General features: G+C 68.4%; 21 protein-coding genes. 15 read left to right on the top strand and 6 right to left on the bottom strand.

Annotation, left to right across the window (positions count from 1 at the left end):
• Positions 1–334: 334 nt before the first annotated feature.
• The 4 genes from GO592_RS31555 to GO592_RS31540 all read left to right on the top strand — a co-directional run bounded on the left by GO592_RS31555 (position 335) and on the right by GO592_RS31540 (position 6,444).
• Positions 335–1,738 carry an amino acid permease gene (locus GO592_RS31555; protein WP_237737246.1) on the top strand — a complete coding sequence of 468 codons (1,404 nt, stop codon included), beginning with the start codon at positions 335–337 and terminating at the stop codon, positions 1,736–1,738.
• Positions 1,739–1,879: 141 nt separating this feature from the next.
• A complete protein-coding gene (locus tag GO592_RS31550; protein ID WP_172652148.1) occupies positions 1,880–3,226 on the top strand; it encodes a hypothetical protein in 1,347 nt (448 codons plus the stop codon).
• Positions 3,226–4,236 (top strand): glutamate ABC transporter substrate-binding protein, encoded by a 1,011-nt coding sequence (locus GO592_RS31545; RefSeq protein ID WP_202715010.1) that lies wholly within the window; start codon positions 3,226–3,228, stop codon positions 4,234–4,236. The genes GO592_RS31550 and GO592_RS31545 overlap by 1 nt, the downstream gene beginning before the upstream one ends.
• A gap of 39 nt (positions 4,237–4,275) precedes the next feature.
• The gene (locus GO592_RS31540) at positions 4,276–6,444 is read left to right on the top strand and encodes a serine/threonine-protein kinase (protein ID WP_172652385.1); all 2,169 of its coding nucleotides are present in this window, start codon (positions 4,276–4,278) and stop codon (positions 6,442–6,444) included.
• A gap of 14 nt (positions 6,445–6,458) precedes the next feature.
• On the opposite strand, the gene GO592_RS31535 is transcribed toward GO592_RS31540, so the two are convergent.
• Positions 6,459–6,674 (bottom strand): hypothetical protein, encoded by a 216-nt coding sequence (locus tag GO592_RS31535; RefSeq protein ID WP_005564647.1) that lies wholly within the window; start codon positions 6,672–6,674, stop codon positions 6,459–6,461.
• Positions 6,675–6,886: 212 nt separating this feature from the next.
• Here GO592_RS31535 and GO592_RS31530 point away from each other — a divergent pair, with 212 nt between their 5' ends.
• Positions 6,887–7,654 carry a thiazole synthase gene (locus GO592_RS31530; RefSeq protein ID WP_172652150.1) on the top strand — a complete coding sequence of 256 codons (768 nt, stop codon included), beginning with the start codon at positions 6,887–6,889 and terminating at the stop codon, positions 7,652–7,654.
• Between the two features lie 41 nt (positions 7,655–7,695).
• The gene (locus GO592_RS31525; RefSeq protein WP_202715009.1) at positions 7,696–8,505 is read left to right on the top strand and encodes an MBL fold metallo-hydrolase; all 810 of its coding nucleotides are present in this window, start codon (positions 7,696–7,698) and stop codon (positions 8,503–8,505) included.
• A gap of 56 nt (positions 8,506–8,561) precedes the next feature.
• Here the strand turns inward: GO592_RS31525 and GO592_RS31520 are convergent, their stop codons facing one another.
• Together GO592_RS31520 and GO592_RS31515 are read right to left on the bottom strand one after the other, a co-directional pair.
• Positions 8,562–9,560, bottom strand: coding sequence for a PHP domain-containing protein (locus GO592_RS31520; RefSeq protein ID WP_005262376.1), 999 nt, complete (start codon positions 9,558–9,560; stop codon positions 8,562–8,564).
• A 45-nt stretch (positions 9,561–9,605) separates the two neighbouring features.
• Entirely contained in the window at positions 9,606–10,481 is an 876-nt protein-coding gene (locus tag GO592_RS31515; protein ID WP_202715008.1) for a LysR family transcriptional regulator ArgP, read from the bottom strand.
• A 72-nt stretch (positions 10,482–10,553) separates the two neighbouring features.
• Here GO592_RS31515 and GO592_RS31510 point away from each other — a divergent pair, with 72 nt between their 5' ends.
• The 5 genes from GO592_RS31510 (at position 10,554) to GO592_RS31490 (ending at position 13,437) form a co-directional block, all read left to right on the top strand.
• Positions 10,554–11,174 (top strand): LysE/ArgO family amino acid transporter, encoded by a 621-nt coding sequence (locus tag GO592_RS31510; RefSeq protein ID WP_172652152.1) that lies wholly within the window; start codon positions 10,554–10,556, stop codon positions 11,172–11,174.
• Between the two features lie 58 nt (positions 11,175–11,232).
• Positions 11,233–11,814: a hypothetical protein gene (locus tag GO592_RS31505; RefSeq protein WP_064080315.1), complete on the top strand. Its 582-nt coding sequence runs from the start codon at positions 11,233–11,235 to the stop codon at positions 11,812–11,814.
• The gene (locus tag GO592_RS31500; RefSeq protein ID WP_202715007.1) at positions 11,814–12,218 is read left to right on the top strand and encodes a TIGR03668 family PPOX class F420-dependent oxidoreductase; all 405 of its coding nucleotides are present in this window, start codon (positions 11,814–11,816) and stop codon (positions 12,216–12,218) included. The genes GO592_RS31505 and GO592_RS31500 overlap by 1 nt, the downstream gene beginning before the upstream one ends.
• Positions 12,219–12,273: 55 nt before the next feature.
• Positions 12,274–12,942, top strand: a complete 669-nt coding sequence (locus GO592_RS31495; protein ID WP_172652153.1) for an SDR family oxidoreductase — start codon at positions 12,274–12,276, stop codon at positions 12,940–12,942.
• A gap of 153 nt (positions 12,943–13,095) precedes the next feature.
• On the top strand, positions 13,096–13,437 hold the full coding sequence (locus GO592_RS31490; protein WP_005249180.1) for a hypothetical protein: 342 nt from the start codon (positions 13,096–13,098) through the stop codon (positions 13,435–13,437).
• A 3-nt stretch (positions 13,438–13,440) separates the two neighbouring features.
• Here GO592_RS31490 and GO592_RS31485 read toward each other — a convergent pair whose 3' ends face one another.
• Positions 13,441–14,091: a maleylpyruvate isomerase family mycothiol-dependent enzyme gene (locus GO592_RS31485; RefSeq protein WP_202715006.1), complete on the bottom strand. Its 651-nt coding sequence runs from the start codon at positions 14,089–14,091 to the stop codon at positions 13,441–13,443.
• A 161-nt stretch (positions 14,092–14,252) separates the two neighbouring features.
• Here GO592_RS31485 and GO592_RS31480 point away from each other — a divergent pair, with 161 nt between their 5' ends.
• From GO592_RS31480 to GO592_RS31470, 3 genes are read left to right on the top strand one after another with little or no spacing between them, the layout of a single operon-like run.
• Entirely contained in the window at positions 14,253–15,122 is an 870-nt protein-coding gene (locus GO592_RS31480; protein WP_202715005.1) for a TIGR04222 domain-containing membrane protein, read from the top strand.
• Entirely contained in the window at positions 15,119–15,952 is an 834-nt protein-coding gene (locus GO592_RS31475; RefSeq protein WP_202715004.1) for a DUF692 domain-containing protein, read from the top strand. The genes GO592_RS31480 and GO592_RS31475 overlap by 4 nt, the downstream gene beginning before the upstream one ends.
• Complete coding sequence (locus GO592_RS31470) at positions 15,949–16,278, top strand: hypothetical protein (protein WP_237737164.1); 330 nt, start codon at positions 15,949–15,951, stop codon at positions 16,276–16,278. The genes GO592_RS31475 and GO592_RS31470 overlap by 4 nt, the downstream gene beginning before the upstream one ends.
• On the opposite strand, the gene GO592_RS31465 is transcribed toward GO592_RS31470, so the two are convergent.
• Positions 16,196–17,221 carry an alpha/beta fold hydrolase gene (locus GO592_RS31465; protein ID WP_202715002.1) on the bottom strand — a complete coding sequence of 342 codons (1,026 nt, stop codon included), beginning with the start codon at positions 17,219–17,221 and terminating at the stop codon, positions 16,196–16,198. The two genes, GO592_RS31470 and GO592_RS31465, sit on opposite strands and share 83 nt — an antisense overlap.
• 122 nt (positions 17,222–17,343) lie before the next feature.
• Between GO592_RS31465 and GO592_RS31460 the strand changes: the two genes are divergently transcribed.
• Complete coding sequence (locus GO592_RS31460) at positions 17,344–18,099, top strand: GntR family transcriptional regulator (RefSeq protein ID WP_120660062.1); 756 nt, start codon at positions 17,344–17,346, stop codon at positions 18,097–18,099.
• A 13-nt stretch (positions 18,100–18,112) separates the two neighbouring features.
• On the opposite strand, the gene GO592_RS31455 is transcribed toward GO592_RS31460, so the two are convergent.
• Complete coding sequence (locus GO592_RS31455) at positions 18,113–18,814, bottom strand: phosphonatase-like hydrolase (protein WP_172652157.1); 702 nt, start codon at positions 18,812–18,814, stop codon at positions 18,113–18,115.
• Positions 18,815–18,839: the final 25 nt, after the last annotated feature.

Genomic DNA, 18,839 nt, shown 5'->3' with positions numbered 1-18,839 from the left:
GCCGGTGCGCACCCACGAGGCCGTGCGAACACCCCTACCCTGTGACCAGTGGTAACGAACTGGTCCCCAGACGTGCCGTGGAACTGGCACTGTGCTGCCCACCGGACCCTCCATACAGTGTTGTGCATCACATCAACAGTTCAGTTCGCGGTGGATCGTCTCCCGTATCTCCGCCGGCACTGTTCTCCGTTCCAACCGCCGACGATCCGACCCCGGATCGCGATGGCGACCTGACGATTCCGGTCAGCGCACAGTGGAGGAAAACGTGACTTCAACACCACCCCCGGTCCAATCCCAGGACTCCGGCCTCGGAAAGGGCCTGAAGAAACGGCACATGAACCTCATCGCCCTGGGCGGCGTGATCGGTGCCGGATTGTTCGTCGGCAGCGGCGTCGTCATCGAGAGCGCAGGCCCGGCGGCGATCGTGTCGTTTCTCATCGCGGGGGTCATCACACTCCTGATCATGCGGATGCTGGCGGAGATGGCGGTGGCCCGGCCGGTGGTCGGATCGTTCTACGTGTACGCCAGGGAAGCGCTCGGCAATCGCGCCGGCTTCTCGGTCGGCTGGATGTACTGGTACTTCTTCGTCATCGTCGTCGCGGTCGAAGCCATCGCCGGCGGCCGAATACTCCAGCTCTACCTCCCGTCCGCGCCGCTGTGGATTCTCAGCCTCGGCCTTCTCGTGATCCTGACCTGCACCAATCTCGTATCAGCGCGTTCGTTCGGAGAATTCGAGTACTGGTTCTCGTCGATCAAGGTGATCGCGATCGTCCTCTTCCTCGGGTTGGGCGCACTGTGGATCACCGGACTGTGGCCGGATTCGACCCCCGGAGTGGCGAACCTCGTCAGCCACGGCGGATTCGCTCCGCTCGGCTGGGGCGCGGTGCTCGCCGCGGTCGTCCCCTGCGTGGCCTTCTTCACCGGTGCCGAGATCGTGACCATCGCGGCCGCCGAGTCCGCAGAACCCAAGAAAGCGGTCGCCCGGGCGATGCGCTCCATCGTGGTCCGGATCATCACCTTCTACGTCGGTTCCATCTTCGTGGTCGTCGCGGTGGTGCCGTGGAGCACGGAGGCCGTCGGAGTCAGCCCCTACGCGGCAGCGCTCTCCGCCCTGCACATTCCCGGTGTCGCCACGATCATGAACGTCGTCATCCTCACCGCGGTGCTGTCCTGCCTGAACTCGGCGCTGTACACCTCCTCGCGGATGCTCTTCGCCCTCACCCGCAACGGCGACGCCCCGCACATGTTCACCCGCCTGTCCGGCGGTGGCGTGCCGAGGCGCGCGATCCTCGCCGGAACGGTGATCGGCTACGCGTCGGTGATCGCGGCGTTCGTCTCCCCGGACCTCGTGTTCTCGTTCCTGGTCAACTCGTACGGCGCCGTGGCGCTCTTCGTCTACCTCATGATCGCGATCTCCCAGGTCGCGCTCCGCAGGAAACTGGAGGCTCGAGATCCCGAGGCCCTCAGCCTGAAGATGTGGCTGTTCCCCTGGCTCAGCTACGCGACCATCGCCCTGATGGGAGCCGTGATCGCCGCCATGGCCGTGCTCCCCACCACCCGTTCGCAGTTCTGGCTGAGTGTGGTGACTCTCGCCTTCATCCTGATCGGGTACGAGTTCCGCCGGCGCAGTCGCACCAGCGCCGAACGCCTCGACACCGGCACCCCGCCCGCGGAATCGCCTGCCGACGGTGCCGACGCGGAACAGCTCGTCGGGGTCGTCACCCACGAGCAACCCTGACGCACCCGCCGTACCGAAGGACAGGGACCGCACCAGCGGTCCCTGTCCTTCTCTGTGCGTCCGATGCGACATCGGCTTTTCCGGCACGACCCGCCGGCAATCGGGGCACACTTGCAGAAGACCTCGGCGGAGGAGGACACCGTGTTCCACCGCGGAGACGACGCCGTCACCGAAGAACACTCGCTGGACGAGTCCCTGCTCGTCGAGCCCGAATCCCGGCGCCGGCCGTGGCGGGAATTCCTCGTCTCGACCCCGGGACGACTGTCCGTGCTGGGGATCGCCCTCGTGACCGCCGCGCTCATGACCGGGGCGATCACGTCGGCGGCGATCGGTGCCCGGCAACAGCGCATCGAGACCCTGCGGACGCACACCGAACCCCTCACCTACGCGGCCGAACGGCTCTACAGTTCCCTGTCCATCGCCGACGCCGCGGCCGCCACGTCCTTCATCTCGGGCGGTGTCGAGCCGATCGCCGTCCGTAATCGGTACAACCAGGCGATCGGGGACGCGTCGAACGCGCTGGTCACCGCGTCGAACGGCGTCGCCTCGACAGACGCCGCGGCCCTCGCGCTGCTGTCCGAGGTGTCGCGGAACCTCGCCGACTACACCAGCCTGATCGCCACCGCCCGCGCCAACAATCGGTCGGGCAACCCGGTCGGCGTCGCCTATCTCAGCGACGCCTCCACGATGATGCAGGACACGATCCTGCCCGCAGCCGAGAGTCTCTACTCGGAGCAGTCGAGGTCCGTCGCCGACACCCAGGTCCTCACCGGGCGGCTCCCGAGAGCCGCGTTCGCCGTCGCCGTCGCCCTGCTCGTCGCGCTCGTCGTCGCTCAGGTGTATCTGGCGCGCAAGAGCAAACGCCGCGTCAATCCCGGACTCGTCCTCGCGTCCTTCCTCGCCGCCTCCCTCCTGATCTGGCTGGCCGCCGCCACCCTGGTCTCCACCGCAGCCACGGACCGGGCCAGAACCGAAGGGGCGCAACCACTCGGCACCATCACCCAGGCGCGGATCCTCGCCCAGCAGGCCCGGGCGGACGAGACCCTCGCGCTGCTGCAGCGCGGCTCCGACGAACAGTCCGAGGTCGATTACGCCCGGCGGTCGGCCGAACTCGCCGACATCCTCGGGGGGCTGCAGGACGACGATCACGGTCCGGCGACGACACCGCCGATCGACGCCGCCGTGACCGCACTCGCCGACTGGCGGCGCGCGCACACCATGCTGCAGGAGAAGCTCGACATGGGGGACTACCCGGGGGCGAAGGCCATCGCGATCGGCCCCGCGGACTCGGCGTCCCCCGCCACCTTCGCGGCGCTCGACGAGTCGCTGCAGGACGGCATCGACCGATTCCGCAGCGAGGAACTCCACGGGATGGCCGACGCATATCGCTCGTTGTCGCTGCTCGCGGTGGGTAGCATGGTGATCGGCGTGCTCTGCGGGTTCGCCGTCGGTGGGGGGATCTGGCCCAGACTGAACGAGTACCACTGATGACGCGGGTGAGTCGACCGAGACGGCGGACGCGGCCGCGCGCCCTCCTACTCTCCGCTGCCGTGGTCGCCGTCCTCGCGGCCGGATGCGCAACCCCGCAGCCCCTCACTCCCACTGTCCAGGGCGACTACTCGGAAGTGCCGCTGACGAGTGGGTCGCAGATCCTTCTGCCGACCGGCGACGTGCCCGAGGAGCCACCCGCACCCGACTCCTGCGGCGCGCTCGCGAGTCTCCGCCCCGCCGCCACACCGGACGTCCGGGCGCCGGGAAGCTCGCTGGCCGAGATCACCGCCCGCGGCCGGCTGGTCGTCGGAATCGATCAGAACACCAACCTCTTCAGCTTCCGGGATCCGACCACCGGCATGCTGATGGGATTCGACGTCGACGTCGCGGGAGAAGTCGCGCGAGACCTGTTCGGCGACCCCTCCAGGGTCGAATTCCGCCTGCTCACGTCCGGCGACCGTTTCGAGGCACTCGAGAACGAGGACGTGGATCTCGTGGTCAAGAGCACGTCGATCACGTGTGAACGGTCCGAGCGGGTCGCCTTCTCCACCGTGTACTTCCAGGCCTATCAGCGTCTGCTGGTGCCGAAGGGCTCCGGTATCTCCGGCCCGGAGGATCTGGCGGGCAAGCGCGTCTGCACCGCCGGCGACACCACCTCGCTGGACACGGTTCGCCGGGTGCAGCCCGAGGCCACGATCGTGGCGGTACCCGACTGGGACGACTGCCTCGTGGTCCTCCAGCAGCGGCAGGCCGATGCCGCGAGCACCGACGACTCCATCCTCGCCGGGCTCGCCGCCCAGGATCCGAATCTGGAGATCGTCGGCCCGCCGCTCGAGTCGGAGCCGTACGGCATCGGGGTCAACAAGAGCAACGACGATCTGGTGCGCTTCGTGAACGGCACACTGGATCGGATGCGTGCGGACGGAACCTGGACGAGGCTCTACGACAACTGGCTGACGGTTCTCGGGCCCGCCGCCGGACCCCCTGCCCCCACGTACCGGGACTGAGGTGACACCGACGTGAGCGACGAAACCAGGCGAACACCGATGGACGAGCCGGAATCCACCCGGGGTGTGCGGTTCGATCCGTTCGCGGACGACGAGGATGAGGACGTCCCCTCGTCACGCACGGTGCCGGACGCCGTCCACACCTCCGACCTGTCGATGCTCCTGACCAATCCCGTTCTGGCGGAGCACAAACGCTACTGCGACCGATGCAAGCGTCCCGTCGGACGTTCCACCGCCGCGCGACCGGGCGACACGGAGGGGGTGTGCACCCACTGCGGCACCGTCTTCTCGTTCGCGCCGCAACTCGAGGCGGGTGAACTGGTCGCGGGTCAGTATGAGGTCCTGGGGTGCCTCGCCCACGGGGGAGTCGGCTGGATCTACCTCGCGCTCGACCACAACGTCAGCGACCGCTGGGTGGTCCTCAAGGGCCTGCTGCACTCGGGCGACCCCGTGGCCCAGGAGGTGGCACTCGCCGAGCGCCGGTTCCTCGCCGAGGTGACGCATCCGAGCATCGTCAAGATCTACAACTTCGTCGAACACCCCGGGATGGACGGCAATCCCATCGGCTACATCGTCATGGAGTACGTCCGGGGCAGAACCCTGCGCGACGTGCTCACCGAACTGAAGGAGGACGCCGGACCCGACTACCCGAAGCCGATGCTGCCGGTGGAGCACGCCATCCGCTACCTCCTCGAGGTCACGCCCGCGCTCGGATACCTGCACTCGATCGGGTTGGTGTACAACGACCTCAAACCCGAGAACATCATGATCGGCGACGACTACGACCAACTCAAGCTCATCGACATGGGCGCGGTCGCCAGGATCGGCGATCACGGATACATCTACGGCACACAGGGTTACCAAGCTCCCGAGATCGCCACCACCGGTCCCACCGTCGCCTCCGACATCTACACCGTCGGGCGCACACTGGCCGTGCTGACCCTCGACATGCCGACCGCCGGGGGCTGTTACGTCGACGGCCTGCCGACACCCGAGGAGGCGCCGCTGCTGGCGGAGTACGAGTTCTATCACCGGCTGCTGCTCCGCGCCATCCACCCCGATCCGGCCCGGCGCTTCGCGTCGGCCGAGGAGATGTCGACGCAACTCGAGGGTGTTCTGCGCGAGGTGCGGGCCCAGCAGACCGGCCACCCGCATCCGGGGCTGTCCCACCGGTTCAGCCCGCAGCGCACGACGTTCGGGACCGACCTCACGATCAGCCGCACCGACGTCTACGTCGACGGGCATCGCCGGGACGAGCGGATCAGCGCGATGAGTATCGTTCGGGCGCTGCCGATTCCGTTGGTGGACCCGGACGATCCGGCGGCCCCGCTGCTCTCCGTCGTCCACAGCCGGCCGAGGGAACTCCTCGATTCACTGCACCGGGCGAAGGAGGCGGCGGACGACGGCGTGGCGTCCACGAGCATCGAGATCCCGCTCGCCGAAGTGCGCGCACACCTCGATCTCGGGCAGCCCCGTGATGCCGCCACCATTCTCGAATCCCTCGACCACCAACGCGAGGACACGTGGCGCGTCGACTGGCACACGGGACTGTGTGCGCTGGTGGGCGGCGACTTCGAGGCGGCGTTCACCCGATTCGATTCCGTCCTGACCGCGCTACCGGGCGAGGAGGCTCCGAAGCTCGCCCTCGCCGCGACGGCCGAGATGTGGTGCGAATACCGCTCCGGCGAGGACATCGAGCGGTGGCGCCGGACCGCCGAAAAGTATTACTGCACAGTGTGGCGCACGGATCACGGCGCGGTCAGTGCGGCGTTCGGACTGTCGCGACAACTCGAGCACCGCGACGACCGGGCGGCCGCTGTGGAGGCGCTCGACGAGGTGCCGCCGACATCACGGCACTATGCCGAGGCCCGGTTGACGAGTGTGCTGATGCTCGTCCACGATCGGCCCCTCGCCGAGGTGAGTGAACGGGATCTGCAGGAGGCCGCCCGGCGAGTCGAACTGCTCGCCCACGACGAGCGTCGGGCACTCCAGACCCGGGTGCTCGTCCTCGGCGTGGCCGTGGACTGGCTGCACGCCGGCGGCATCCCCGAGACGACGAGGATCCTCAGCGTGCCGTTCACCGAACGCGGTCTGCGCACCGGGGCGGAGTCGGCGCTCCGGGCCCTCGCCCGCAAGGCACCCGAACGCCGGCACCGGTACACGCTGGTGGATCTCGCCAATCTGATCCGCCCGACCACGTGGCTGTGACACCCGAACTCGGGTCACAGCACCCCGAATCCGTTGTGCTCGCGCCCCCACCGGGCGTTCCATGCCATCACCTGCATGCGGTCGCTCAAAGCGTCACGGCTGCGGACCGTTTCCGCCAACTGGCCCATGAGTTCGATGATGCGGCGCCGAGCGTCCTCCAGTTCCGTTGCCAGGCGCTCCTCCTCCCTCGACCTCGCGGTGCGGTTCCTGCTCGCGACCATGGTGTTCATCTCTACTCCGATCGTGACGCCGTGGCGTTGTCCACGGGGCTCAACGCACTGACAACTCTGGGGCATCTGGTAGGGGTCCAGAAGGTCCAGAAAGACGGTGGGACAGGGGTCCAATCTGGACCTATGACGTAGCGCACAAGTGGTTCTGACGTCGGAGGCGATTCGATCGTAGGGTTCGAGTGCTCGCTGAAATCTCGACCGGAGAGGTACCCATGAGCATTGACACCGACGCACTCACGATCGCGGGCCGGGACTTCTCGTCCCGCCTCGTCATGGGCACAGGCGGCGCGGCCAACCTCTCGGTGCTGGAAGACGCACTCGTCGCCTCCGGCACCGAACTGACGACGGTGGCGATGCGCCGAGTGGACGCCGTAGGGAGGACCGGGCTGCTCGAACTGCTGAACCGACTGGGTATCGCGTTGTTGCCGAACACAGCCGGCTGCCGGGGCGCCACGGAGGCCGTGCTGACCGCGCGCCTGGCCCGCGAGGCCCTGGGTACCAACTGGGTCAAGCTCGAAGTGATCGCCGACGAGCGCACGCTCCTGCCCGACGGGATCGAACTCGTCGCGGCGGCCGAACAACTCGTGGACGACGGCTTCGTCGTGCTGCCGTACACCAACGACGACCCCGTCCTCGCGCAGCGCCTTGTCGATGCCGGGTGCGCCGCCGTGATGCCACTCGGGTCGCCGATCGGCACCGGGCTCGGCATCTCGAACCCCCGCAACATCGAGATGATCGTCGCGCGCACCGACGTCCCGGTCATTCTCGACGCCGGGATCGGCACCGCGAGCGACGCAGCACTGGCGATGGAACTCGGCTGCGACGCCGTACTGCTCGCCACGGCGGTGACGAGAGCCGCGGACCCTCCGCTGATGGCCGCGGCGATGGCCGGTGCAGTCACGGCCGGGCGCCGCGCCCGCAATGCCGGACGAATACCGAAACGGTTCTGGGCGCAGGCGTCGTCACCGGTCGCGGTGTAATCGGCGCCCCGCGAACACCGACTCGGCTAGCGTGAGCCCCCATGCGGGTACACCACCTCAATTGCGGCTCGTTCTCCTCGGCGCTCATCGGGCGGTTGGTGTGCCATGTGCTGGCGTGTGAAACCGACGCGGGCATCGTGCTGGTCGACTCCGGCTTCGGGCTGGCGGACGTCGCCGATCCCACCGGACGCGTCGGCCGGTACGCGAACCTGATGGGCGCCCGGTTCCGGGAGTCGGAGACGGCGGTCCGCCGGCTCGAGAAGCTGGGCCTGAATCCTGCGGACGTGACCCACATCGTCGCGACCCATCTCGACTTCGACCACATCGGCGGCGTCGCCGACTTCCCGACCGCCACCCTGCACACCACCGCCGCGGAACGAACGGCGTCGGAGGGACGTTCGTCGTTCCGGGAGAAGGTCCGCTACCGTCCCGCCCAGCTCACCCCCGAACCCACGCTGCACACCTATTCGGGGCCGGGCGAATCCCTGCTCGGGTTCTCCGACACCTACCCGATCGCCGGTGTCGGCGACCGCATCGTGCTCGTCCCGATGCCCGGCCACACCCGCGGTCACGCGGCGGTGGCCGTCGACACCGGCGAGAAGGGCTGGCTGCTACACGCGGGCGACGCGTTCTACCACCGCAGCACCGTCGCCGCCCCCGCACAGGTGTCGCCGGGAACCGAGGGTCGCGCCCTGCGGGTGATGGAAGAGCTGATCGCGGTGGATCGTTCGAAGATCCGCGGCAATCATCGCCGGCTCCGGGAACTGAACAATCAGGTGGCGCCGCGGGTGCGCGTCTTCTCCGCCCACGACCCGACACTGTTCGAGGAACTGGCCGGAGAGCGGGGCTAGGCCTTCGGCCCGTGCGTGGTTGACGAGTCCCTGCACTCGTCAGCCACGCACGGGCGTTACTTGGCCCATTCCAGCAGGTCGTCGGCGGACCACGTGTTCACGACGCGGTCGGCCTCGACACCGCACCGCATTGCCCGCTCGCATCCGTACCCCTGCCAGGCGAGTTGCCCGGGGGCGTGCGCGTCGGTGTCGATCGAGAACAGGCACCCCACGTCGATGGCCAGATCGATGAGACGGCTCGGCGGGTCGCGGCGTTCGGGACGGCTGTTGATCTCGACGGCGGTGCCGTTGTCGCGGCAGGCGGTGAACACCTGCTCCGCGTCGAACGTCGACTCAGGCCGGGTCCCGCGCCCACCTTCGACGAGTCGGCCGGTGCAGTGCCCCAGCACGTCCACCAGCGGATTCTCCACCGCCCGGACCATCCGGCGGGTCATCGCCCCGCGCTCCGCCCGCAACTTGGAGTGCACGCTGGCGACGACGATGTCGAGTTCATCGAGCAGATCCGGATCCTGGTCGAGTGAACCGTCGTCGAGGATGTCGACCTCGATGCCGGTGAGGATGCGGAACGGTGCCAGTTCCTCGTTCAGTTCGGCGATCACCTCCAGCTGAGAACGCAACCGCTCCGCCGACAGCCCGTTCGCGACCGTCAGACGTGGCGAATGGTCTGTCAGAGCACAGTATTCGTGCCCCAGAGCGGCCGCGCTGCGCATCATCTCGTCGATGGGGCTGCCGCCGTCCGACCAGTCCGAATGCGTGTGCAGGTCGCCTTTCAGCGCCTCCCGCAGCGCACCGCCGCCGATCGGCTCCGCGTTCTCCCGTAATTCCGCGAGATAGACGGGCACGCCGTCGAGCGCCTCCCGGATCACGGTCGCCGTCTTGGGTCCGATGCCCGGCAGGTCCTTCCAGCTGTCGGTGCGCTGACGGACGTCCCGCTGCTCCTCGGACAGTTCGGCCACCACGTCGGCCGCGCGGCGGTACGCCTTCACACGGTGTGTCTCCGCACGCGACCGCTCGAGCCAGAACGCTGTCTCTCGCAAGGCCTGCACCGGGTCCATCGGGCTGTCGGCGTCCATGCCTCCAGTGTTGCGCCCACCCGGACGTCACCGCAACGCTTCGCGCGCCCCGTCCCGGACCGCGGTGGTGAGCGCCGCGAGGATCGGCGAATCCAGTTTCCACCGCTGCCAGTACAGCGGGACGTCGACCGGGCGGGACGGGTCGAGTTCGACGAGCCCGTGGTCGTCGCCGGTGTGTAATTCCGGTAGCAGTCCCCAGCCCAGTCCGTGGCGGACGGCGTCGGAGAACGCCGAAGACCCGGGAACGAAGTGCCGCGGCGGCTGCAGTCGGCGCCGGGTGAATCCGCGCAGGAACCGGGCCTGCAGTTCGTCCTTGCGGTCGAAGTCGAGCATCGGTGCCACCGCGAGGGCGTCCGGTGTCGGGCCGTCCGGGAGCCAGCGTTCGGCGTAGTCGCGGCTGCAGAGCGCCCGGTACCGCATCGACCCCAGCTTCTCCACGGTGCAGCCCTGCGCCGCCTCCGGGACGGACGTCACCGCGGCCATCACCGTGCCCTCCTTCAGCAGGGTGGTCGAGTGGAATTCGTCTTCCCGATGCAGGTCGAACAGTGCCCGATGCTCCGGCGCCAGGCGGGCCAGGGCCGGAATCATCCACGTGGACAGCGAATCCGCGTTGACGACCAGCGACAGCGTGCTCGTCGTCGCCTCGTCGGGATTGAGGGACGACATGGCCTCGCGCTCGAGGTGGGCCATCCGGCGGGCGAGCGTGAGCACGACGTGACCGGACTCGGTGGCCCGGACCGGCTTGGCCCGCTGCACCAGGACGCGTCCCACCTGCTGCTCGAGTGCCTTGATCCGCTGGCTCACGGCGGACGGCGTGATGTGCAGTACCCGCGCCGCGGCGTCGAAGGTGCCCTCGTCGATCACGGCGGCGAACGTGCGGAGCGAAGCCAGGTCCAGGTCCATATGAAGCGATGCTAATGGCAATGAAGGATAATTAGCTGGATTGATGGCCTCGGGCTTCGTAGCGTGGTTCTCATGGATCTCACCCCTGCCTTGCTCACGGCGGCGGCCGGCTTCGGTACCGGCCTGTCGCTGATCGTCGCGATCGGCGCGCAGAACGCGTTCGTCCTGCGACAGGGGATCGCGCGCAGGCACGTCCTGCCGGTGGTCGTGCTGTGCGCGGTATCGGACGCCGTGCTCATTGCCGTCGGGATCAGCGGGATCGGCGCCGTTCTCGCGCACGCTCCGGCCGCCATCACCGTGATCCGGTGGGCGGGTGCGGCATTCCTCGTCTCCTACGCGGTGCTCGCCGCTCGCCGCGCCCTGCGCCCCGGAACGCTCGATGCCACACAGGAAATCGGATCGGCTACCCTCGCGACGTCGATCCTCACCTGCCTGGCACTCACGTGGCTCAACCCGCACGTGTACCTCGACACGGTGCTGATGCTCGGCTCGGTGGCCAACAACCAGGGCGATTCGGGCCGGTGGCTGTTCGGCCTCGGTGCCGCCACCTCGAGCGTCGTCTGGTTCCTCGCGCTCGGGTACGGTGCCCAGTTCCTGCACCGCGTGTTCGCCCGACCCGGCGCGTGGCGCGTACTCGACGCCGGGATCGCCGCATTGATGCTCACCCTCGGCATCACCCTCGTCACGAGTTAGTCACCACCTAGTCAACATTTGGTTGACAAGGCGAACCTTGTCAACCAATACTTGACACATGCCGGATGCCGCGCTCACCCAACTGCTGTCGGACGCGATCGCCAAGGCGGACCCCGAGATCGACCCGGGGCTGGACCACGACCCCGCCGCCTACCTGGCGCTCGTCCGGCTCACCTCGCAGGCACGGGAGTCGGTCGACGAACTGCTGGTCTCCGCGATCGCCGCCGCGCGCTCCGCCGGGCACAGCTGGGACACGGTCGGCGCCGCACTCGGCATGTCGCGCCAGGCGGCGCAACAACGCTTCGGCAAGCGGATCGGCGACGCCCCCGACACCGACCCGGACGGCCGGACCCGCCGGCTCACCCCGCTCACCGCGTTCAACGAGATGCGCATCCTCAACCACGCCGGCTCGTACGGCTGGCACTCCGTCGGGTTCGGCACCCTGTTCCACACCGTCCGCAAGTCCGAGGAGCAGTGGGAGCACACCCGCGTGTCGGCGCCGGCGAGCCGTCAGAAACTCGAGGCCGACGGCTGGCAGAAGGTCGGGACGCTGTGGTTCCCGTGGGCATACTTCAAGCGCCCGTTGGGCATTCCCGCTCTCCCGGAACCGGTGAGCGGCGACTACCTGATGGAACCGTGATGGACGCCGTCGCGCGATTCGCGGCCGCCCGCATCGCACGGCTCGCCACGGTCGGGGCGGACGGGGTGCCGCACCTCGTCCCGCTCGTCTTCGCGCTCGACTCCGACACGATCTATTCCTGCGTCGACCATAAACCGAAGCGCAGCAAGGTATTACGGCGCCTGACGAACATCGCGGCCAACCCCGCCGTCACCCTGCTCGTGGACCACTACGACGAGAACTGGGACCACCTGTGGTGGGTGCGGGTAGACGGTCGGGCCGAAGTCCTCACCGCCGACTCCCCGGAGGGCGGCGCCGCGATCGACGTCCTCGCCGCGAAGTACCCGCAGTACGTCGACCGCCGCCCGGACGGACCGGTGATCGCGATCCACGACCTGGCGTGGCACCACTGGTCCGCCCTGTGAGTACTTATTAACCGCCCGCGGTTGATAAGTACTCACGGGCGCTAGCCTCGACAGCATGCCCACAGCCCTGATCACCGGCGCGAGCCGCGGCCTCGGAGCCGCCATCGCCCGCGAACTCGCACCGACCCACGACCTCCTGCTCGGCGCCCGGTCGCCGGAGTCGCTGACCGGCATCCTCGACGAACTGCCGGGCGCCACGCCCTGGCCGGTCGAGCTGACCGATTACGACGCGCTGGCGGCTGCGTGCGCCCCGATCGAACGGCTCGACGTGCTCGTCCACAACGCCGGCGTCGCCGATCTCGCGACCGTGGGGGAGTCGACCGTCGAACAGTGGCGACACACGCTCGAGGCGAACGTCATCGCGGTAGCCGAACTGACCCGGCTGCTGCTGCCCGCCCTCCGCGCCGCGGGTGGGCACGTCGTCCTGATCAACTCGGGCGCCGGGCTCCGCGCGAACGCCGGCTGGGCGTCGTATGCGGCGAGCAAATTCGCCCTGCGGGCGTTCGGTGACGCACTGCGGCTCGAGGAACCGTTACTGCGCGTCACGTCAATTCACCCCGGGCGGATCGACACCGATATGCAGCGCGCCATCGTGGCCGGCGAGGGCGACGACTACCGGCCGGAAAAGTATCTGCAGCCGTCGACGGTCGCAAAAGCCGTGCGCAACGCGGTGGAGACACCGGGTGACGCGCACCCCACAGAAGTCGTGTTGAGGGTGCGCTGACAGCGAAGAAACCTGCGTGAGATAGATCACAGATTGATCTCACAGAAAGGCTTTAAGCTGCTCACAATTAGTCGCCCTACAGTTCTTCTCATCAGCAGAGGCCGCAAACGTGAGTCAGGATGAACGAGCTGACTCCCAGGAGGTATCCCCACGATGAACACCGACCAGCGTATGCACAGCGACACCGTCGTCGCCGTCGACGGCGACGTCTTCGCGACGATGTTCACTCTCGATCTCGGTGACGGCGAGGTCGATCGCGAAGCAGTCGAGCGGATTTACGCCGGCGACTTCGACGAGTGGATCGAGGCGGCAGCGCGGTCGGGTCTCTTCACGCCCCAGGCGGTCGCAAGCCTGGTTCAGACGTGGCAGGACAACCCGAAGACCTTGTTCGACGCTCTGCTCGTCGATGCCGACGAGATGACCCACAAGCGCTACGCGATCATCTGGGACGCGCTCGACGACGCCGACACGTTCGAGAACGTCGAGTACGCCTGACGATCAGAACGGCCACGCGGGCACGGGCGGCAGCCCCTCCCGCGTGGGGCGCCCGATAACCCACGCCAGCAGTTCGGTGCGCGGAAGTTCCGGCACCCCGACGTCCGGATACCGGGCCGCCAGCGCGGGCAGCTCCGATTCCAGCGTGTGCTCCACGAAGGCCCCCGGCCAGTCGGTCGCCGAGTAGTCGAGCCCCAGGTCGACGTGGTGGATCTCGAGCTCGCGCCACCGCAGCACCGGCACCTGCCGCGCAGGCACCCGCTGACGCCAGTTCACCGGCGTCTCGTACAGATCCTCGGTGATCCGGAGTAGCGACTCGATCACCCGCCGTCCCGCGAAGCGGAAATCGGCCACCAGCAGTTCGGCCGGACGTCCGGCCCCCTCCTCGATCGCCGCGGCCCGCGCGGCCGGACCTCCCGGGTACATCTCGGGTGCGGCCTCGCCGGTGATCACCCCGACGGCGAACCGGTTGAGCGCGTCCGCGTTCCTTGCGAGGTGCGTGACGACGTGCCCCCGGCTCCACCCCGGCAGCAGCGACGGCTCCCGCGCCTGCTCGTCGGTCAACCCCTCCAGCGTCGCCTCCACCGTCCTGTGCGATTCGGCAACCGCCTCGAGCAGTTCGGCATACGACAGTGCGGCACGCGGCGATGTCATGCAGACGATGCTAGGCGATGCCACCCACAGCCCACCCCACGACGAATCCCCAGGATCCCGATAACGGAACGGTGACGATCGGTACCCGGCGGGTGCAGAGGGGCCATTCGTACCGATACTGAGATCGACTGTCGGACAACGTGATTGAAAGGTGGTGTGTGATGTACAACGAATCCGCTACATGGGGGATACCGAGCGAGACCTTTCTGGTGATCTACGTCACCGCCGCTGTGCTCGCGGTCGGGCTGGCGGTTCCTCCGGTCCCACGGCACAAGCCCGCCCCGACCGCCGGTATTCGTCTCGATCCGGTGCAGGCCGGGATGCTGACCAGCGACGATCGGGCCATCGCCGCCTCCCTGACGCTGCTGCGGGGAGCTGACTTCATCTCCACCGACGGGACGATCCTGCGGGGGTGGGGAGTCGCGGACAACGGCCTCGGATCGTTCACGCGGGCCGTCTACGACGAACTCGCCTCCGGCCGCAGCGCCCTCGGCAACGTTCGGCTCCCGGGCCGGTTGCAGGCCCCGCTCGACCAGCTGCGGGCCACCCTGATCGCGCAGGGGCTGCTCACCGGACCCGAACAGAAGGCCTGGAATCGCCGCGCGACCCTCCCGATCCTCGTCGTCGTGGCCATCGGCGTCGCACGCCTCGTCGCCGGGTTCGCCGGCGGCAAGCCGATCGGCTTCCTGCTGGTCGCGGTGGTTCTGCTCTCGGCCTCGCGGGAGCTCGTTCGCCGGACCGGCCGCAGGACGCCCCAGGGCACTGCGGAACTGCAGCGCCTGCGCCGCACACATTCGTACCTGGCGCCGCGGATGCGCCCGTCGCTCACCGCGTATGGACCGACGCCGATCGCGCTATCGACTGCACTGTTCGGGATGGGAACCGTCGGCCTGTTCTCCCCCGGTTTCGCGAGCGCGGCCGGTATCTCCGACAGCGGCAGCAGTGACGGTGGCAGCAGCGGCGGCGACAGCTCTTGCGGCGGCGGCGGCGGTGGTGGAGGCTGCGGCGGCGGTGGGGGGTGCGGGGGATGACCGCCCTGATCGGGCCCGGCGTCGGCATCGGCTGGGGGCCGGAGATCTGCGGGATCATCGACCGGCTCGACGGGCTGCGGTTCTGCGAGGTGATCGCCGAATCGCTGCGTGGAGTCGGCGTTCCGGACGAACTGCGGTCGCTGGGGGTTCCCCTCGTCCCGCACGGCATCTCGCTGTCGCTGGGTGGCGCGGACGGCGTCGAGCAGCACCGGATCGACCATCTCGCTCGGTGCGCCGACGCCCTCGGTGCGCCGCTCGTCAGTGAGCACGTCGCGTTCGTGCGGGCGGGCGGTCTCGACGCCGGGCACCTGCTGCCGGTGCCGCGCTCGGCGGAAGCCCCGAACGTGCTGGTGCGCAACGTCCGGCGCACGCAGGAGTGCCTGCCGGTACCCCTGGCCGTGGAGAACATCGCGGCCCTGTTCGACTGGCCGGACGACGAATACTCCGAGGGTGAGTTCCTGGCCGAACTGGTCGAACGCACCGGCGTCTACCTGCTGCTGGACATCGCCAACGTCTACGCGAACGCCCGCAACCGCGGCCGCCACGCCGGTGAGGAACTCCGGCGGCTTCCCCTCGAACGCGTGGCGTACTGCCACGTCGCCGGGGGATCCGAACGAGGCGGCACGTATCACGACACCCACACCGACCCGGTGCCCGGCGAGGTGCTGGATCTGGTCCGGCAGTGGTCATCCGGGGGCGCTCCCGCGATGATGCTCGAGCGCGACGGGAACTACCCGCCCGCCCGGGAGTTGTTCGCCGAGTTGGATGCGATCGCGGATGCGGCCGGGTTCGGCCGGGTCACCTGCAGCGCTGTGTGGAGTCCGCCGTGACCGGGCTGGCGGGGCGGCAGGCGGCATTGGTCCGGGCTCTCGTCGCAGAGGGAGAGCTGCCGGAGGGATTCGACCGCGACGCGATCGACACCGCATCGAAGGCCCTGCTCCGCAAGCGGTCCGGGGAAGTGGGCGCTCACCTTCCCCACGTCCGCGCAGCCGTCGGCGACCGATTCTTCGCGCTGTTCGCCGACTGGGCCGAGGGCAGGCCGAAGGGGAGCACTCATGCGGACGCGGAGGCGTTCACCGCGCACCTCGAGTCGATCGGTCACCTGCCCGAGCCGAGTCGCCGTCGTCGTCGCCTGGTCGGCCCGCGACGAACGTGAGCAGCAACTCGTTCACTTCTTCTGGTCTTTCCTGCTGGACGAAGTGCCCGGCGCCCTCGACGAGATGGAGTCCGCGCAAGTCGGGGACGGTGTCGCGCATCCGGTCGAGGGCCTGCGCACCACTCATCGTGAGGACGGGATCGTGCGCACCGGCTACGAACAGCGTCGGCACCTCGATGTCGGCTCCGGCGAGATTCCTGGAGCGTTCCCAATTGGCGTCGTACGCCCGGTACCAGTTCAGTCCGCCGGTGAATCCCGTCCGGGTGAAGACCTCCACATAATGGTCGAACTCGTCCTCCGTCAGCCACGACCAAGGCAGGGGTGGGGCTTCGGGCAACACGTCCAGGTAACCGTTGCCGTCCGAGGGGTGCTGCCAGATGTCCAGATAGCGGTAGGCGCCCGACAACGCGTAGAACAGCCGGTGCAGGAATCCGCGGGGATCGGCGTCGAGTTCGCGGTCGGCGACACCCGGTTCCTGGAAGTAGTGGATGTGCAGGAAGTGCTTGCGCGCCATCGACGCATAGAGCTCCGACGGTCGCAGCGGGAACCGGTCGGGTGCGTAGGGGACGGCCAGTAGCACCAGCCCGGACACGCGTGCGCGGTGGCGCAGTGCGACGGTCCATGCGACCGGCGCGCCGAAGTCGTGGCCGACGATCACGGCACGCTCGTGACCGAGACTGTCGAGAAGACCGATCAGCGCGTCCGACACCCGCTCGTTCGTGTAGTCGTCTATGTCGCGGGGCACGTCGGTGCCGCCGTAGCCGGGCATGTCCGGGGCTATCGCGCGGTACCCGGACGCCGCGAGGGCCCGCATCTGATGTCGGTAACTGTAGCCGAGGCCCGGGAATCCGTGGCACAGGACGACGGGTGGGCCGTCACCCAGTTCGGTAATCTGCCAACGGAATCCGTCGACCGTGACGATCCGCTCCGTCGACGACGCCATTCTCCGCATCCCTCCACCGGCTGGAACGTGTTCTCGCAATGTAGCGTAGCGACGACGCCATTAGAATGCACCTGACTCGCAGTGGCGATCGTCGACCGACCGGGGAAGTGGAGTGATGTGCAATGGTGGAGGCACGCTCCCGCCATGAGTTCGTCGCACTCCAGCTCCGGCAGCGCATCATGCAGCGGCAGTACGCGGTGGGTGAGTCGCTGCCCAGCGAGAGCATGCTGTGCGCGGAGTTCGAGGTGTCCCGCGGTCCCGTGCGCCAAGCGCTGGCGACATTGAAGAACGAGGGGCTGATCCTGCTGTCCCAGGGGAAGCCGGCCGTGGTGCGAAGCCACGACATCACGCAGACCCTGGACACGTTCACACCGTTCTCCCAATGGGCGCGTCGCACCGGCCGCGCCGCGGGGAGCCACACGCTCGAGATCTCACGTCGCCGCGTGTCCGAACCCGCCGCCGGCGCATTGGGATTGACCACGGACGACTTCGTCGTCGAGGTGCTCCGCGTCCGGCTGCTGGACGGCGAACCGACGATGATCGAGCGGAGCACGTTCACCGAGCGCGTCGGCTCCCTGCTGTTCGAGTTCGACATCGACACCGGATCGATCACCGACTACCTCACCTCGCGCGGCGTCCGCTTCGAATCGATGGAGCACGTGCTCGACGCCGTCGCCGCGACCGGGGTCGACGCCGAGAATCTCGGCATCGACCCCGGCAGCCCGTTGCTTCGGGAACGTCGGACGTCGCGGGATCAGAACGGCGACACGTTCGAGTACGCGGACGATCGGTACCGTCCCGACCTCGTCGCCTTCAGCATCGTGAACGCCCGCACCATCGACCCCCGCCTACCGTCGGACGACGGCAACGGAAGTTAGCCGGCCGCCGGCATCAGGCGTTGCGCAGTTCGGCGAGCAGACCGGGCAGGTCCGCGACACTGTCGAGCACGTGGGTGGCCCCGGCCCCGGCCAGCTGGGTGGCGTCGTGGGCGCCGGTGAGCACGCCCACGGAGGCGAGTGCTCCGGCGCGGAGGCCGGTGGTGACGTCCGAGGTGGTGTCGCCGAGCACCACCATGGACTGCACGGACGGGGCTCCGGTGCGCATCAACGCGGTCAGCGCCAGGTCCGGGAAGGGGCGGCCGCGGACGCCGTCTCCGGGGCACAACACGACGTCGGCGACGTCCTCCCAGCCGAGCGCGCGGATGATCGACATCTGCGTTTCGCGCGCGAACCCGGTGGTGAGCGCCGTCTTGATGCCCTGCTCACGCAGCGAGCCGAAGAGTTCCTCGGCGCCGGGGACGGCGCTGCACCGGCCGTCGTCGACGAGTTGCGAGTAGCAGCGTTCGAATTCCTTGTTCGCGGCCTGCGCCTGCTCCTCGTTTCCGCCGCTGAGATGGCGGAAGACGACGATCTTGGACTGGCCCATGGTGTCGGAGACGTAGTCGAGCATCCGCAGGCGGTCCTCCTCCGTCTTCGACAGTCCGGCATGCGCGTCCGCGGCGAGGAAGGACTGCTGGACCAGCCCGCTGTCCTCCACGGTGGTGCCTGCCATGTCGAAGACGACGAGGCTGATGTCGCGGTGATGTGTTCCCATTGTCGTGTCCCTCTCGGTGTTCGGT

It is taken from the genome of Rhodococcus sp. 21391, from assembly GCF_016772255.1.
Lineage (GTDB): Bacteria > Actinomycetota > Actinomycetes > Mycobacteriales > Mycobacteriaceae > Rhodococcus_F > Rhodococcus_F opacus.
This window is presented reverse-complemented; position numbering and strand designations above follow the sequence as displayed.

Bases quoted from the DNA above. Each gene is read 5' to 3' on its own strand.
- GO592_RS31555 (WP_237737246.1), top strand. From the start codon at position 335: ATGAACCTCATCGCCCTGGGCGGCGTGATCGGTGCCGGATTGTTCGTC.
- GO592_RS31545 (WP_202715010.1), top strand. From the start codon at position 3,226: ATGACGCGGGTGAGTCGACCGAGACGGCGGACGCGGCCGCGCGCCCTC.
- GO592_RS31540 (WP_172652385.1), top strand. From the start codon at position 4,276: ATGGACGAGCCGGAATCCACCCGGGGTGTGCGGTTCGATCCGTTCGCG.
- GO592_RS31535 (WP_005564647.1), bottom strand. From the start codon at position 6,674: ATGAACACCATGGTCGCGAGCAGGAACCGCACCGCGAGGTCGAGGGAG.
- GO592_RS31530 (WP_172652150.1), top strand. From the start codon at position 6,887: ATGAGCATTGACACCGACGCACTCACGATCGCGGGCCGGGACTTCTCG.
- GO592_RS31525 (WP_202715009.1), top strand. From the start codon at position 7,696: ATGCGGGTACACCACCTCAATTGCGGCTCGTTCTCCTCGGCGCTCATC.
- GO592_RS31520 (WP_005262376.1), bottom strand. From the start codon at position 9,560: ATGGACCCGGTGCAGGCCTTGCGAGAGACAGCGTTCTGGCTCGAGCGG.
- GO592_RS31515 (WP_202715008.1), bottom strand. From the start codon at position 10,481: ATGGACCTGGACCTGGCTTCGCTCCGCACGTTCGCCGCCGTGATCGAC.
- GO592_RS31510 (WP_172652152.1), top strand. From the start codon at position 10,554: ATGGATCTCACCCCTGCCTTGCTCACGGCGGCGGCCGGCTTCGGTACC.
- GO592_RS31505 (WP_064080315.1), top strand. From the start codon at position 11,233: ATGCCGGATGCCGCGCTCACCCAACTGCTGTCGGACGCGATCGCCAAG.
- GO592_RS31500 (WP_202715007.1), top strand. From the start codon at position 11,814: ATGGACGCCGTCGCGCGATTCGCGGCCGCCCGCATCGCACGGCTCGCC.
- GO592_RS31495 (WP_172652153.1), top strand. From the start codon at position 12,274: ATGCCCACAGCCCTGATCACCGGCGCGAGCCGCGGCCTCGGAGCCGCC.
- GO592_RS31490 (WP_005249180.1), top strand. From the start codon at position 13,096: ATGAACACCGACCAGCGTATGCACAGCGACACCGTCGTCGCCGTCGAC.
- GO592_RS31485 (WP_202715006.1), bottom strand. From the start codon at position 14,091: ATGACATCGCCGCGTGCCGCACTGTCGTATGCCGAACTGCTCGAGGCG.
- GO592_RS31480 (WP_202715005.1), top strand. From the start codon at position 14,253: ATGTACAACGAATCCGCTACATGGGGGATACCGAGCGAGACCTTTCTG.
- GO592_RS31475 (WP_202715004.1), top strand. From the start codon at position 15,119: ATGACCGCCCTGATCGGGCCCGGCGTCGGCATCGGCTGGGGGCCGGAG.
- GO592_RS31465 (WP_202715002.1), bottom strand. From the start codon at position 17,221: ATGGCGTCGTCGACGGAGCGGATCGTCACGGTCGACGGATTCCGTTGG.
- GO592_RS31460 (WP_120660062.1), top strand. From the start codon at position 17,344: ATGGTGGAGGCACGCTCCCGCCATGAGTTCGTCGCACTCCAGCTCCGG.
- GO592_RS31455 (WP_172652157.1), bottom strand. From the start codon at position 18,814: ATGGGAACACATCACCGCGACATCAGCCTCGTCGTCTTCGACATGGCA.